The sequence below is a fragment of the Citricoccus muralis genome (assembly GCF_029637705.1).
Taxonomy (GTDB): Bacteria; Actinomycetota; Actinomycetes; order Actinomycetales; family Micrococcaceae; genus CmP2.
The window spans coordinates 2,695,068-2,710,207 of the sequence record NZ_CP121252.1 but is presented as its reverse complement, the minus strand read 5'-3'; the positions used below and the strand labels follow the sequence as shown (position 1 = coordinate 2,710,207).

10 protein-coding genes and 3 pseudogenes are annotated in these 15,140 nt (G+C 61.0%); 9 read left to right on the top strand and 4 right to left on the bottom strand.

The features are described 5' to 3' along the window. Positions 1–17: 17 nt before the first annotated feature. Positions 18–290, top strand: a pseudogene (locus P8192_RS12430) (transposase); the annotation flags it as partial. 55 nt (positions 291–345) lie between these two features. Here the strand turns inward: P8192_RS12430 and P8192_RS12425 are convergent. After that, on the bottom strand, positions 346–690 hold the full coding sequence (locus P8192_RS12425) for an IS110 family transposase (protein WP_278159826.1): 345 nt from the start codon (positions 688–690) through the stop codon (positions 346–348). Between the two features lie 235 nt (positions 691–925). Between P8192_RS12425 and P8192_RS12420 the strand changes: the two genes are divergently transcribed. Beyond that, positions 926–2,236, top strand: a complete 1,311-nt coding sequence (locus tag P8192_RS12420; RefSeq protein ID WP_278157340.1) for an ISL3 family transposase — start codon at positions 926–928, stop codon at positions 2,234–2,236. On the opposite strand, the gene P8192_RS12415 is transcribed toward P8192_RS12420, so the two are convergent. After that, a complete protein-coding gene (locus tag P8192_RS12415; RefSeq protein ID WP_278157339.1) occupies positions 2,216–2,803 on the bottom strand; it encodes an IS110 family transposase in 588 nt (195 codons plus the stop codon). The two genes, P8192_RS12420 and P8192_RS12415, sit on opposite strands and share 21 nt — an antisense overlap. A gap of 278 nt (positions 2,804–3,081) precedes the next feature. Between P8192_RS12415 and P8192_RS12410 the strand changes: the two genes are divergently transcribed. The 7 genes and pseudogenes from P8192_RS12410 (at position 3,082) to P8192_RS12380 (ending at position 9,616) form a co-directional block, all read left to right on the top strand. Further along, the gene (locus P8192_RS12410) at positions 3,082–3,579 is read left to right on the top strand and encodes a hypothetical protein (RefSeq protein ID WP_278157338.1); all 498 of its coding nucleotides are present in this window, start codon (positions 3,082–3,084) and stop codon (positions 3,577–3,579) included. A 412-nt stretch (positions 3,580–3,991) separates the two neighbouring features. Then, the gene (gene ltrA, locus P8192_RS12405) at positions 3,992–5,548 is read left to right on the top strand and encodes a group II intron reverse transcriptase/maturase (protein ID WP_278157337.1); all 1,557 of its coding nucleotides are present in this window, start codon (positions 3,992–3,994) and stop codon (positions 5,546–5,548) included. A 106-nt stretch (positions 5,549–5,654) separates the two neighbouring features. Further along, positions 5,655–5,843, top strand: a pseudogene (locus tag P8192_RS12400) (DDE-type integrase/transposase/recombinase); the annotation flags it as partial. 47 nt (positions 5,844–5,890) lie between these two features. Next, a complete protein-coding gene (locus P8192_RS12395) occupies positions 5,891–7,288 on the top strand; it encodes an IS30 family transposase (protein WP_278157336.1) in 1,398 nt (465 codons plus the stop codon). Positions 7,289–7,640: 352 nt separating this feature from the next. Continuing rightward, the gene (locus P8192_RS12390) at positions 7,641–8,711 is read left to right on the top strand and encodes an IS110 family transposase (protein WP_278157335.1); all 1,071 of its coding nucleotides are present in this window, start codon (positions 7,641–7,643) and stop codon (positions 8,709–8,711) included. Positions 8,712–8,727: 16 nt separating this feature from the next. After that, a pseudogene (locus tag P8192_RS12385) lies at positions 8,728–8,934 on the top strand (IS3 family transposase); the annotation flags it as partial. Positions 8,935–9,034: 100 nt separating this feature from the next. Further along, positions 9,035–9,616 (top strand): hypothetical protein, encoded by a 582-nt coding sequence (locus tag P8192_RS12380; protein ID WP_278157333.1) that lies wholly within the window; start codon positions 9,035–9,037, stop codon positions 9,614–9,616. Positions 9,617–9,680: 64 nt separating this feature from the next. Here the strand turns inward: P8192_RS12380 and P8192_RS12375 are convergent, their stop codons facing one another. Then, a complete protein-coding gene (locus P8192_RS12375) occupies positions 9,681–10,001 on the bottom strand; it encodes a hypothetical protein (protein WP_278157332.1) in 321 nt (106 codons plus the stop codon). A gap of 1,002 nt (positions 10,002–11,003) precedes the next feature. Beyond that, positions 11,004–15,092: a helix-turn-helix domain-containing protein gene (locus P8192_RS12370; protein ID WP_278157331.1), complete on the bottom strand. Its 4,089-nt coding sequence runs from the start codon at positions 15,090–15,092 to the stop codon at positions 11,004–11,006. Between the last annotated feature and the right edge of the window lie 48 nt (positions 15,093–15,140).

Here is a 15,140-nt window from a genome sequence, read left to right as displayed (position 1 = left end):
CCTGGAAGGATGTCATCATGCCTAAGCCGTTCCCCAAGGAGTTCAGAGATGACGTGATCCGCGTCGCCCAGAACCGTGATCCGGACGTCACCCTCGCGCAGATCGCGAAAGATTTCGGCGTTCATGTCGGGACCCTCGACAAGTGGATGCACCGGGCCCGCATCGAGGGTGGCAAGCAGCCTGGCCAGACACAATCGGAGTCTGCGGAAATCCGTGAACTCCGTAAGCGCAATCGTCTCCTCGAGCAGGAGAACGAGGTGCTGCGTCGCGCAGCGGCATACCTGTCACAGGCTCATCTGCCGGGAAAATGACGCTTCTATGCCCACTGTCAAGCCATGCGAGTCTTCAGCTCTCGGTAGAGGACCGGCAGATGTAGCGTTTCAGGCACCCTCGGATTTCACGTTTGCTCAGCCCTTCGCTTTGTCTTCTGAGCACGTAATCTCGTGTGGTGGGGTCGCAGCTCATCCGGGTGCGAGTGATGACATCAATAGCGCGGTTGAGCTGTCGATCACCGGATCGTGAGAGTCGGTGCCTGGTGGTGTTTCCTGTTGAGGCCGGTAATGGTGCGATGCCTCCAAGTGCTGCGAAGGCAGCTTCTGAACGGATCCGCCCGTGGTGGGAGTAAGCGGTGATGAGAATCGCTCCGGTGACTGGGCCGACCCCTTGGGTCTCTTGGAGTCCAGGAGCCAATTGCTCGGTGAGACGGGCGAGTTCTTCGTGGTTCTTCTCCAGCAAATACGTCTGTTCGAGGACAGTCTTTGCCAGCCGCTTCGCTTCTCGTCGTAGAGGCCCGATGCCAGGATCTTGGCTTATTCGGCTCTTCGTAATTAGGGGTGTAGTAACTGGTGGCGTGGCGATGAGCTGATAGAGGTCGAGGCCTTCCGATGATTGGAGTTACCACACTGCCAATCAGAAAGACCTCGACTTGTTCAACGCTACCTTCAAAGCCCCTGATCTTGATAGCTTCTGTCTGCTGGACCAGCTGGGATTGACCGCGGTTGGCCAGCGTCTGGAGCCCGACGGGGCTGTGCTGGAATGCAGGGTTCCCGAGGAGGACTCTTGGTGCCGGGACTGCGGTGCCGAAGGCCTCCCACGGGACACCGTGCTCAGGAAGCTATCCCATGTGCCGCTGGGATGGCGGCCGACAACTCTCTGGGTCCGGGTCCGCCGGTATCGGTGTGCGGACTGTGCCAGGGTCTGGCGTCAAGACACTTCAACGGTGGCAGCGCCGAGGGGGAAGCTGTCTCGGCACGCGGTGCTGTGGGCGCTGAAATCAGTGGTGATCGACAGGCTCTCCATCGCTCGGATCGCCGCATCTCTGGCGACCTCCTGGCACACCGTCAATACAGCCGTGCTCGAAGCCGGCAGAGAGCTGTTCATCAATGATCCCGCCCGTTTCGACGGCGTCCACGTCGTCGGGGTCGACGAACACTGTTGGCGCCACACCGGCGGTGGCAGTCACTACGTCACCGTGATCATCGACCTGACCCCGATCAGGGACGGCACCGGGGCCTCCCGGCTGCTGGACATGGTCCCGGGCCGGTCGAAGAAGGTCTTCAAAACCTGGCTCGATGACCAGACCAAGGGCTTCCGAGACGGGATTGAGGTGGTGGCCATGGACGGGTTCACCGGCTTCAAGACCGCCACCGCTGAAGAACTCCCCGAAGCGGTAGCGGTGATGGATCCATTTCACGTCGTCGCCTTAGCAGGGGACGCATTGGACCGGACCCGACAGCGCGTCCAACGCGACACTCTGGGCCACCGGGGACGTTCAGGTGACCCGCTCTACGGGGCACGCCGGACCCTGCGTACCGGGGCTGATCTGCTCACCGAGACCCAACACCACCGACTGCAGAAAGTCTTCACCAGCGACGACAACGTCGAGGTCGAAGCGACCTGGAGCATTTACCAAAAGATCGTGGCCGCCTACCGCAACCCCTCGCGGCTGGAGGGGAAGAAGCAGCTGCAGGAAGTCATCGCCTCGCTCAGCCGTGGGGTCCCAAAGCGATTGACCGAGTTGGTCAGCCTGGGTCGAACCTTCAAGCGCCGCGCAACCGACATCCTGGCCTACTTCGACCGCCCCGGTACCTCGAATGGTCCAACTGAAGCGATAAATGGTCGGCTCGAGCACCTGCGCGGGACCGCCCTGGGGTTTCGGAACCTGACTCACTACATCACCCGAGCACTGCTGGACACCGGCGGCTTCAGGCCCTATCTACACTCTTATCTGCGATGAGCCGCTTATTCGCCACTTGGCGATCACCGAGATCTGTTCGTCTTTGGCTGGCGGAGGAACATCAATGCCTAATTCGAAGCTGCGCAGCAAGGCGGTGAGTGCGTTGCGGTTAGCTGTGCGCTGCTGATCGATCAATGACCGGGCGGCCAGAAGCACACGCAGGGTTGCTCGATCGCCGGAAGCACGGGGCTGGGCAAGGGATTCGACATTGATGCCCAGAACGCGCCGTGCAGCAGATTCGGCGTCGATCGTGTCCGATTTTCCGGCATGGGCATGTTCTCGTTTAGGTCCTGGGCGGACCTCGGCGACTTCGATAGAGGCTCTGCGTAGGGAGGCAGTGATGCCTGCACCGTAGGAAGCGGTGCCTTCGACTGCTGCCAGTATGCTGCTGTTGTTCCCGCGCCTTTGGATCCAGCTGATCGCCCGTTCGTTACCGGGCTTTGAGGCGGGAAACTGAGCGCTATCGATGACCGCGCCGGTGCGAGTCTGGATTAGACAGTAGGTGTGGGTCCGTGCATGGGTGTCGACACCGACGACGTAGTCGAAAGCTTCAACGACGGAAACCATAATCATCCTCCAAGGACATAGAGCGGATAAGGTCAGCCCGGCTCGTGGGGTCGCTCAGAGTCCACATCTGTAATGAGTCACAACCACTGTTTCCTCGGGGGTCGGACAGGCTTCTAATCAAGGCATCTGCGCGCAGAAGCCGAGCTCAGCCCAGTGCGGACACGTCATTTTCAAGACACCCCTTGAACGCCTCATGAGGGTCGGAAATACCCGGGGTCACGCACTGAGACTGAACTCAGCATCTCAGCCGGCCACAGGCTGGCCAATACCCATTACAGATGTACCCGCTCGTTTCCGAGCTCGCCGCGGACGGGATTCCGGTCGTGGTGTCGTGCCGGGTACTGAAGCTCGCTCGTCAGCCGTACTACCGCTGGCTGCGCAACCCTGTGACCAGGCGAGAGTTGAGTGAGGCGTATCGCGCGAACGCCCTGTTCGACGCTCACCGAGACGACCCCGAGTTCGGGTATCGGCTCCTCGCCGACGAAGCCCGCGACGAGGGCGAACCGATGTCGGATCGGACAGCGTGGCGGATCGCGTCCGCGAACGGCTGGTGGAGTGTGTTCGGGAAGAAGCGGAGCAAGAACGGGAAGAAGCCTGGCCCTGCTGTTCACGACGATCTTTGTGTCGTCATCGACGAGGACGGGCGTGAGCGTCACCGGTTCGATGCCACTCGGCCGAACCAGCTGTGGTTGACCGACAGTGAGCGCCACGAGGCGCTTCTGGACCTTGCGGTGGTGAAAGGACACCGCTTCGCGTCTGTCGCAGCAGGCGTGTGATAGCTGGAGGACGATCTGCCGTGTTGGCGTGAATGCGGCGGGTGGAGCAGTCCTCGACAACGACGAGTCGTATCAGTACTGCCAGATGGTGCGGGCTCGGCTAGCGAGACGGAGAGGCATACGGATAGGAACCAGTGGCTGAAAGCCCCTCAATTGAAGACCACCGACTCCAACCTGGTGGATGTGGGTCGGGTTGCATCGCGCACCCTCGCCGCTTCGGTGGTGGGGAGAACTCCTGGGCTGGGTGATGTCGCCGGTCGGGAGGCCACGGTGAATGCCTGCGGCGTAGTCGTGGCGAGGATGCTGGGGCATAACTGGGTGCCGATCCCGTCGAAAGGTTCGGAAGTGAACGTGGGAACCATCCCGGTTCCGCCGGGGCACCGTCGCAGCCAGCGACGATTTCCTCGGCTGAGTGCACGGTCTGCTGATCGGGCCGGGGTGGGGCGGAGGGCCTGTAGTAGTCCGAGGCCGGGAAAGCCGGTCACATGGCGAAGGGGTCCAGTGTGATCGCAGTGACAGAAGCAGAAAAGGAGGCACAGCCGTGAATGCGGATGTTCCGTGGCCTGCCGACACATCGGAGGCGTGGGCGCGGGTACTGACTATGCAGACGAAACTGCACCAATGGGCGACGGGCGATCCTGCTCGTCGTTTCGATGATGTGTTCAATCTGGTCTATGACCCCGCGTTCCTCGCCGCGGCGTGGAATCGGGTGGCGGGAAACAAGGGAGGCCGCACTGCTGGAGTCGATGGGATCGCGCCGCGATCCGTCACCCCGGACCGAGTGTCGGGGATGCTCGCCGATCTGCGCGAGAGCGTCAAGAACGGCGAGTTCGTCCCGGAACGGGTGCGTCAGAAGTCGATCCCGAAGGGCAACGGCAAGGTCCGTAGCTTGGGGATTCCGACGATGACGGACCGGATCGTTCAGGCCTCCCTGAAACTGGTGCTGGAACCGATTTTCGAGGTGGACTTTGTGCCGTCCTCGTATGGGTTTCGGCCGCGCCGTCGGGCGCAGGACGCGATCGCGGAGATCCACTACTACGCCTCACGTGGTTACGTGGAGGTATTTGAAGCGGACATCACCGCGTGTTTCGACGAGATCGACCACGACGCGCTCATGCAGCGTGTCCGCGGTCGCATCACCGACAAACGTGTATTGCGTCTGACCCGCGGTTTCCTGAAAGCGGGAGTCCTCAGTGAGGACGGTGTGAACAGGGACACGTTCACCGGTACCCCGCAAGGCGGGATTCTGTCGCCGTTGCTGGCAAATATCGCCCTGTCCGTGGTGGACGAGCATTTCCAACGCAAGTGGGAGGCGCTCGGACCGCAATGGTCGCGCACGAAGTATCAACGCGCTGGGGGCGCGACGATGAAGATGGTCCGCTACGCGGACGACTTCGTTGTCCTCGTCCGTGGCACCCACGCTGATGCCGAAGCGCTCTGGGACGAAGTCGCTGCAGTGCTCGCGCCGATGGGATTACGCCTGTCGGTCGAGAAGACGATGGTCACGCACATAGACACCGGGTTCGACTTCCTCGGGTGGCACATCCAGCGCCGCCGAATCAGAGGTCATGGCGGGAAAACCGCAATCTACACCTACCCGTCATGGAAGTCCCTGGCTTCCATCAAGGACAAGGTGCGGACGCTGACCCGCCGGGCATCTCATCGAACACTCGCCGACCTGCTGCGCCGGTTAAACCCGGCATTGAGGGGTTGGTGCACATACTTTCAACACGGCGTCGTAAAACACCTCTTCAGCTACATCGACCACTTCGCCTTCTGGCGGATCGTCGGCTGGTTGAAGAAACGACACCCGAAACTGAACATGCGCACCCTGGTACGTCGTCATCTGCCCGGCTGGCAGATCCGCGACCAAGGAATCGAGTTCTTCCGATGCCAGCAGGTCACCGTGGCCCGCTACCGGTATCGAGGAACCCGCATTCCCACACCATGGACGAACGCCTTGGCATGAGCACATGGAGAGCCGGATGCTCAGGAATGGGCACGTCCGGTTCGGAGGGCGGCCAGCAGAAACCCACCAGTTCAAAGATTGGCAGGGCGCTGCTGGCCGACCCTACACGGAGCACAAAACGAGCGAAGGTCGGCTGTATCTTTGCGCGGTCAAGGACGCGTTCAGCGGTCGGATCGTGGGCTACTCGATCGACTCGAGGATGAAGGCATCTCTCGCGGTCCGCGCTGTCAGGAACGCCGTCCGGATGCGCGGAAACGTGGACGACTGCATCGTTCATTCAGATCGTGGATCGCAAGCCGTATTCAACTGGTCGTCGCAACACCTACCCGATGGAGGTGTTCGATGGGCACTAGTCCGAGGCAGAAGAAGATCAGGGAAGAGCGAGGGCTCATGTTCTCGCCAGGACGCCCCAGCATCGCGTGGCGTCAGGACAGAGTCCGCTTCTGGGAAGCTATCGCGGCCGGCGCGAAGACTCGAGAAGCCGCGGTCGCCGCTGGGATTTCAGAGCCTGTAGCTCACCGCTGGTTCAAGCATGCTGGTGGAGTGAATCCACGACTGGCACCCACCACCTCCGGACGATACCTCTCCTCAGCTGAGCGGGAGGACATCGCCTTATGGCGCGCCCAGGAAGTCGGAGTCCGTGAGATCGCAAAGCGACTGGGCCGCAGCCCGTCGACCATTTCTCGGGAATTACGCCGTAACGCCTCCACTTGCACCTACCGCCTGGAGTACAAAGCATCAACAGCGCAGTGGCACGCCCAACGCCGAGCCAAGCGACCCAAGACCGCGAAGCTGGTCACCCACCACCAGTTACGCCAGTACGTCCAAGACAAGCTCAGCGGTGAAATCGTCACCGCCGAAGGTGAGATCGTCGGCCCCACCGGGCCGATCTGGGATGGAAAGAACAAACCTCACCGCGGGGACCGGGAGTGGGTCACCGGCTGGAGCCCTCAGCAGATCGCTCGGCGCCTGCCCTTGGACTTCCCTGAGGATGAGTCGATGCGGATCTCCCATGAGGCGATCTACCAGGCGCTCTACGTTGAGGGCCGTGGCGGGCTTGAGCGCAAGCAGTCCTGGCACCTGCGCCGAGGCGGGGCCAAACGGACCCCGAGAGCGAGAACCCGCCAACAAGCCTGGGCGCACGTGACTGCGGAGACGGTGCTTGAGAAGCGTCCCACGGAGGTCGAGGACCGCAAGATCGCCGGGCACTGGGAAGGTGACCTGATCATCGGGTTGAAGCGTTCGGCCGTGGCCACGTTGATCGAGCGCACCACCCGCTACGCGATGCTGGTCCACCTGCCCCGCCAGGCCGGGTACGGGCAAATTCGACCAACGAAGAACGGCCCGGCACTGGCGGGGTATGGGGCGTTGATCATGAAAGACGCTCTGGCGAAGTCGATCACCCATCTGCCTGAGCAGCTGGGCCGTTCTTTGACCTGGGACCGCGGCAAAGAGCTCTCGGCACATGCGCTGCTGACGAAAGAGACTGGGCTGCCGGTGTACTTCGCTGACGCGAAGAGTCCCTGGCAGCGTGGCTCCAACGAGCACCTCAATGGTCTGCTTCGGCAATACTTCCCGAAAGGCACTGACCTCTCCAGGTGGAACGCCACCGAGATCGCAGCTATCGCCACCGCCATGAACAACCGGCCACGCGGGATTTTGGGGTGGCGCACTCCCGCCGAGGCGTTCGCCGATCAACTACGCTCAGTCGAACAACACACTGTTGCGCCGACCCGTTGAATACGGCCAATTTCGAAGCAGGAAGCTGCGCCGCGAACTTGCCACGCACAACCTAGTCGGGTCGATGGGCCGGGTGGCGTCCTGCGGCGATTGTCAGTCTGTAGTCACCGATTCCCGCAAGGATGAGGAAGTCCCGGTCGGTGCGGTCTGACTCTTGCTGGCGACTGACCCACTTGGTGTCTTGGCGTTGATCTGTCGACCGCCCGGCTGGGCACGTAGTGAGCGCTGCCGCCGGACCGGGCGTGACCTAATAGGAGCCTGGAGCAGCATGTTGAGAGCGTCCCCGTGACAGTCCTGTCCACCCGCCGGCGACAGCGTCAGACCACGCTAGCCGTCGAAGGAGACAGGCACCATGAACACACTCGAATCCGTCCGGTCTGGATATGTCGTCGTCGGCGTCGACACCCACAAGCACATCCATGTTGCCGCCGTGCTGGACACCGTGGGCGGCATCCTCGCGACTCTCACCATTCCGACAAAGACGGGCGGCTTCAAGAAGCTTGAGGCCTGGGCGGGAGGTTTCGGAAAGGTCATCGCGTTCGGCATCGAGGGCACCGGCTCCTACGGCGCCACGCTGACCTCGTTCCTGCGACGCCACGGGCACAAGGTTGTTGAAGCGGGGCGTCCCGACCGGCGAGCTCGACGGCAGAACGGGAAGTCCGACACGCTCGATGCGGAGAATGCGGCTCGCTCCGTGCTCGCAGGGTTCGCCACCGCGATCCCGAAGACTGCGGACAACACGGTTGAGATGATCCGCCAGCTCAAGATCGTGCACGACTCCGCCGTTACCGACCGTTCAGCCTCGATGATCTCGATGAAGGCGATGCTCGTCCACGCCGACGACAGCTTGCGCCGTGAAACGAGCCGGATGTCGCCGACCAAGCTCGCTCGCCACCTTGCTGCACTACGCCCTCGCCGCCTCGAGACTCCCGCCGATTCGCTACGTCACTCCCTGCGGTCCCTTGTGCGCAGATGGCAGTACCTAGATGCAGAGATCAAGGAACTTCGCGGATCGATCGAGAAGCTCATCCACGTGACCGCTCCTCAACTCCTTGAGCAGTTCGGCATCGGGATCGATACCGCGGCCGAGATCCTCATCGTCGCCGGCGACAACCCCGAGCGCATCCGCTCAGAGGCAGCGTTCGCGAAGCTCGCTGGCATCAGTCCAATCCCTACCGGGTCGGGCATGACCAGCGGCCGTCATCGCATCAACCGTGGCGGCCACCGGCAGCTCAACGCCGCCATCTACCGGACCGTGATCGTCAGGATGCAGTTCCACGAACCGACCATCGCCTACGTCGCTCGACGCACAGCCGAGGGAAAGAGCAAACGCGACATCATCCGCTGCCTCAAGCGCTACGTCATCCGCGAGGTCTACCACCTCATCAAGATGAACCCTCGAACCGGTGAGATCGCGACTTGACTGCTATAGGAGCGTCAACGCGGCGATGGAATCGTTCTTCAGCCTGCTGCAGAAGAACGTCCTGAACCGGCGCTCCTGGGCCACACGCGAACAACTACGTATCGCGATCGTGACCTGGATCGAGCGGACTTACCATCGCAGGCGTCGCCAGGCCCGTCTGGGCCGTTTGACACCGATCGAGTTCGAGACCATCATGAACAACGACCTGGCCCTCGCGGCCTAACTAGAACTGTCACCTGTTCCTGCACCAGACCCCACGACTTGAAGAGGCCGCTCGCCAGTACTTTATTGGCACCCTTGCTGGCGGCCGCCAGCAAAACGAGTTGATCGAGAGAATTGTCGCTCGTCTTATCGGCGACTTGGAGGAGAATGGAGCATTCGTTGACTCGGTTAGACAGAACTTCTCCCTCCTCGTCCTGTATACGGTCAGATTCCTTGTCTATGTTGGCGACAGCGCCCCGCCATACACCAAGCCCATCCCTCGGGACGGTTCTACGCCGCTTGAGGCAGATCTACAGCAGCACTTTCACCAGTTCCTTAGCGGAACCGATCTCGTCGGTCGTGTAGGAATGGAACACCAGAGAATCGCTGGCGGGCGAGCTGATGTCGTCACGACCTTCGACGGTGCCCAGGGGTACGTGACCGAAGTCAAGCGTGAACTCAATGACGCGGCTCGTGAGAATTTGGAGGAGGCATACCTCGCCCAAGCGCTGGAGTACCAGTCCACAAGTCAACCTCTAGGGCAGCTGCTAGTTCTGGATCTTACGGACCATTCGTCAGGCACGCCCCACATCAACGACTCAATCTGGGTGGCCCATCACCGGGACGTCGAAGGCCGCGTAATCAGCAGTGCGCTCGTCGCCGTCGTGAGAGGCAACCGACCGACACCCAGTGCGATGCGGTGACTCACTGTTATGTCATCGACGTCATTGGCCGACGACCGGGAACGATAGGAACCGCTTCTCGCTGTCACTCAGCCCGTCGTCGACCGCCGACCCGGATCTTGGCACCTGCTGCGGCGATCGCCCGGCGAACCGCCTGCTGACTCACGCCAAACCGCATACCGACCTCTGTCAACGTTAGCCCGTCCGCATAGAGTCTGGTGGCCTCGGCTACATGCTTCTCATCAAGCCCTCCTCGACGGATCGGAATCGAACGACGGACAAGATGCGCGGCCACGGTGCGGCGATGCACGCTGAACCGCTTGGCAAGCTCGACCAGCGTCATGCCGTTCAGATACAGGGCCACCAACTCGTCCACCTGAACCGGGCTCAAAAAGGTTTGAGCCATCTCAACTGCACGCACCAACCGACCTCTTGAGTCCACCACAGCCGGCTCCAACGGTCGCCGGTCCCGCCTGTAGACCCCGCGAGAACGCCGCGAAGCCACGGTTTTCAGGACCGGGGAAGGGTTCTCAAACTCCCTACGGAGGTCCACAATGTAATGTCCTGGGACATCGTGCAAACGATGTCCCAGGACATTCGTGTTTTCTGGCTGCCTTCTAGTGGGTCCCGCACATTTTCTGGTGATGCAGAGATGAGGTCAGCGGGGTGTTTTCACACGGACGTATCGGGGCACGTCGATGCTGGGTGATTTTCTCGTTGCGGACAGTGTTCTCGATATTTTCGCCGGCGCTTGATGCAGCCGCATCGGTTCATGAATCCCACCGTGTCGTTAGTCTGCCGCGTTCCAGGGGGGCGAGCGCGTGTATCTACGTGTCGGGTGCCATCGTGCTCGCGGTGTCGTGCTGTCCGGCGTTGAGGGGCGGGGCTTGTGCTGTTGCCTGCCGGACGAACGATGTCTTAGGACTTTAGGTGAAGGATCTCTGTGGCTTCTAGGTGCTCGTCTTGGTGGTGTTGGGGTGCGAAGGATGTCTCAGGACATGGGTGAACGATGTGTTGAGATCACACAACTCTGAATTCACCCCGAGCAGCCTGAGGGCATGCCGGTCGGCGCGCGTCATGTACGGGTGCGACGGGAGGTCACTGCAAGCATCCGCAACACCCGCTCACGCATCTCCGGCGAGTACTTCCTGTTTGTCGTGTTCTATCCTTGCTTGAAGAACGGAATGAACGTCGGGCCGATTCAGTAGTCTCATTCATCGAGGACCGCCTCGACTGGTCGAACAATGAGTTCGTCCGGACCACACGCTGCAACCTCGCCATCCGCGTGCAGAGCATCATGGCCGACGGGTTGGCCCACGTTGGTGAACTTGCACAAGCAGCTGCGAAGCTGTGAAACCAACGCGCCGAAAATATGGATCTGGGTGACAATTAGCCGACCCAGGAACAATTACCATTCGCGGAAATCGACCACGTCACGATCGCGCTGCTGCTCGATGGTTCGGGCTCCCGACTCGCTCAGATCTCGGTAAAACGCCTCCGCATGTGAGCCGGGGGACAACCGCGATGCAATGGCTGCTCCTTCGTCACGAATGCGAACATCTTCAGCGAATGGCTCGCCGACCGTGCCTGATCGGGTGCCGGTGACTGCGGACGCCCACAGGCCGCTTCTCATTCGCTGTAGCGACTGAGAGCCAAGACGAGCAGCAGCGTCGAGCAATTCTGAAACCATATCGATCTGGTCGAAGACCATGCTGGGAGCTGCAGCTGAGAGTACTTCCGCGATTGTCGCACAATCCTCGGATGTTCCGGTTTGGACGAGCTTGAGCAACAGAGAAAGAACCGTATCATCGAAAGATCCTGCCGCCGCGGCGAACAGTTCCTTGCCCATATGCCGACGCTGCCAAGCCTCGCCTGAACCAATCCAACTCAGGACCTCCGTCAGGTACTCCAAGAAGGCAGGATCGCGTCGCAGGTCGAGCGAGTCATTCCAGAGAATCGGGACAGGTTGGTATCCCAGGGGAGCGTCCTCCCGCTCCGCCAACTCAATTCGGCCTTGCAACATCCGAAGGATCCGACGCGGATCTTCTGCGGATCTGTGTCGAAGAAATTCCTCGATCTCGTGGCCATCGAAGGAGACCATCCGACTTACTTCGACCAAGATCGACTCCTTTACCTCTGGAGTGAGTGCGGACCAGGTCAGTTCGCCGGATTCCCAAGTGAGATACGACAGAACCCGGTGGGAGACCACCGAGGAGTCCGCGAACGGAACGTTGCAGAGCAAGCTGCTGGCCGACGCGAGGTCGGAACTGGCTAGTGATGCGGCGGCGTGGACAACCGCCAGTCTCACGGACGGATCGTCGTGTCTGGCCAATCTGTGGAGAATCTCGAGTTCGTCGGGCGCGAGTGGGTGGTCGTGACGAGTGCGTGTCGCCAAACCACAAGCGGCTGAGACGCGGACGGCGACGTGATCGGCTTCGGCCAAGCGCCGATAGCTATGGATCAGTCGTTCAGGCTGTAGCCTGCCCGACATATCGATCATTGTTGGAATAAGACTGATTAGGCTTGGATCATCTGATGCCACTGCCCTCGTCGCAATCTCGGGGAGGATACTTGGTCGCTGTTGAGCCATCTCCGAGATCAGGCGGTTCGCGCCAGTCGAATCTCGATCGGGATCCGAGCGCTCGACAGCGAGTCGCTCCAAGACGAGATCCACGGCTTGGCCGTCGTTGCATTCATCGAGTACCCGACGGGAGATTCGTGTGAGCATCTCCGCGGTGACTTGCTGATGCTCCCCGAACGTCATGTCACGTTCTCGTAGGAGGTGCCCCCACCCATCGTGGACCATCAACGCGACCTCAAACGATAGGGACGTGGGTAGCAGAAGGAGGGCCGCTTCGGCAGCGTCATGGACCACCCCAGCTCCGTAGTCAGCATGCCAGTGCAACGCCTCCATCAGCGCTACAACGACCGCGGGATCGAGGTCCGCGCTCGACATAGCTTGTGCCACCCCGTCTACTGTTGCCACGAAATTGTCATCCCAAGAGTGTCGCTCGTCGAGGCTCACCTGTCGCCCGAATGCTCCTTGCGGGTACCTGATAGCCGATCCGATGAACTTCGCAGCCGCTATCCCACGCCACGTGTCAGGGTGGCAGAGCTCGCGGAACGCTAGATCCATTGCTGACTGCCTAATCGGGCGCACGACATCCTGATTTAGTGAGAACGGGTGGAAGTGCAGTGCATGGTCGCGGAATGTCGTGGAATGTCCCTCGGTCTCAACGATCGCTTTGATTGGAGACAGTGGCGAGATTGAAGGAGTGCCCTCCGACCATGAGACCGCCATGTCGAGCATTGTTCGGTTGAATGCTACTGGTTTTGAGACGTCATATCCGGCGAGTTCTTGGAGAACCCGGAGGGGGTGGCTGGGGTGTTGATGTGTCGCACGTCGATCCGACTGCGCTAGCTTCCAAAGAATCTCGCAAGCGTCACGGATGTGATCGAGGGAGTAGGCGGTCGGTTTGAGCACGTCCGGTATAGCTACGAGAACATCTGACCAGGTTGTATGCCAATGCCAGCCGTCGCTTACAGACGGCTCGTCGCTCTCAACGGGATGGCGGAGGATTTCGTTCACAGCTTTGATCGTGCGCGACGGCTGATACTGCGCCACCCGCTTCAGCACGCTGAGCAGCTGGCTGTAGGCGGCGACGCTGGCATAGCTGCTGATCTCGGCCAGCAGCGCATCCCAGAAGCGCGCGCTAAGGCGGACGATTCGTCGATCGATCTGCCAGTCTACCCGTGCCGTGTTCACGAACGCGTTCGTCAATGCGTCACCGGTCGTTGCTTCATATACGCGCTTAAGAAATCCGCTGTCTGTGCCCGAGCCGCGGTCGATCGCCGCGTCGACGAGGATCACATCACCCAAGAGGTCGGGCACGATACGAAGACTGTCGCCTCGGCGCAGAAGAGCCCCCGATTCCTCAAGAGCGACCAAGTGAGGGAGTAGCCGGTCGAACGGCCGGCCGATCAGAGACTCAAGTGCCACCCTGAACCCGTCATTGCCGATTCGGAAGGGTTGGAGCGCAGCGATGCAGCTGAGCACCTCGCTGCGAGCCTCTGGGTCAGCGACCCCGCTGGTTCGAACAAGAATGTCCTTGAATTTCAAGAGGACCTCTGACCTGATGTCTTCGTCCTGCTCCAACAGCATCGGGTCCAGGGACCTGATGCGGATTAGGAACCCGCCGACTGTAGTGACGAGCGGACAGTCGCGCGATATAGAGGCAAGACGCTCGGCCAAGATCTCGTTATCTGGTCCGAGGGCCTGCTGCGCGAGCTCAACGGCCGCCGATTGCGTCAGGTCGCCCAACTCGACGGTGTGGAGGTCAGATAGGCGCATGGATATTCGTGCGAACTGGGCAGCAAGTTCGGGCCTGCCGTAAGGACGGGTCGCGATCAGAACCTTCGCGCTGTCGTTCCGGTCGCAGATGCGCGCAACGACATTCGCGCAGTCGTTTCGATCGTGAGCGTCGTCGATGACTATGAGGAAGTTGCCGCTGGCGGGGAGAAGCTCGTAGTCGTGAGCTGTCGGCACGGCGCCTGCAGGGAGTATCCGCACTTGCCAATGGTCTGCTTCTAGGGCGGCGGCAACCTCCCGGATCAACCGCGTCTTGCCAATCCCGCCTCGCCCGACGAGAACCGAGACAGGCACCACACCGCTTCCAATCTCGTCGCGGAGCGATGCGAGTTCACTCGAGCGTCCAACGAGTGCCCAATCGTGGTTGAACCCACTTGTTCCAGTGAAGGTGGCGAAGAACTGGTCTGGGGTCTGCCATGAACTCGGCTCAGGAACCCCGAGGAACGACTCCCGGTGGTTCGGGAAGTAGGTCTCGACGAAGCGTATCGCGGATTCCGGCGAGTTGACGAACAAATTGGACCGCACCCAACGAGACAGGTCCTCGCCATCCCACAGCTGCCAGGCGGGCACTTTTGCGATTTCTTTGCGAGCGGCCGCAGAAGCTGTTGTGCGCGAGAGGAATAGGTAGTTGATGGCCGCAGGCACGTCGACCGCAGCGATTGCATCTCGGACCTGCTTGGGGCCGAATTGACGATGACGCTTGCATTGCCCTTTGACGCTCAGCTCGCCGTCGACGAGAAGATCGATGCCATCTTGCTTCTCACCAGTCCCGCCGAACCGTGATGCGTGACCTTCCGGATGTAGGTATCCGAGAACCTCAGCGCAAGCGTCCTCAAAGCGCTCCGCACTCAGCTCGTGGAAAGGTAAAGTGCGCAGCATAGGTCGCACGGGGATTGCCATTGTCTCCGCCGAAGGGGTGGAACTGTAGCCAGCCGCCTCGAGGATGTCCGCGAGGCGCAGGTTGAGGGCATTGGCCAACTTCTCAGCCAATGGACGGCGAGGCCGACTTCCTCCGCTCTCCCAGCGACTGACTGCCTGCTGGCCTACGCCAACGCGCCTCCCGAGCTCGGATTGATCGATTCCGAGTCGACCACGAGCCGCGCGCAGCACTTCGCCAAGGTCTGACATGACTACATGGTACGCACTTGATGCGTGCGAAGGCATCAGGTGCGTATG

Bases quoted from the DNA above. Each gene is read 5' to 3' on its own strand.
- P8192_RS12415 (WP_278157339.1), bottom strand. From the start codon at position 2,803: ATGGTTTCCGTCGTTGAAGCTTTCGACTACGTCGTCGGTGTCGACACC.
- P8192_RS12390 (WP_278157335.1), top strand. From the start codon at position 7,641: ATGAACACACTCGAATCCGTCCGGTCTGGATATGTCGTCGTCGGCGTC.
- P8192_RS12375 (WP_278157332.1), bottom strand. From the start codon at position 10,001: ATGGCTCAAACCTTTTTGAGCCCGGTTCAGGTGGACGAGTTGGTGGCC.
- P8192_RS12395 (WP_278157336.1), top strand. From the start codon at position 5,891: ATGGGCACTAGTCCGAGGCAGAAGAAGATCAGGGAAGAGCGAGGGCTC.
- P8192_RS12410 (WP_278157338.1), top strand. From the start codon at position 3,082: ATGTACCCGCTCGTTTCCGAGCTCGCCGCGGACGGGATTCCGGTCGTG.
- P8192_RS12370 (WP_278157331.1), bottom strand. From the start codon at position 15,092: ATGTCAGACCTTGGCGAAGTGCTGCGCGCGGCTCGTGGTCGACTCGGA.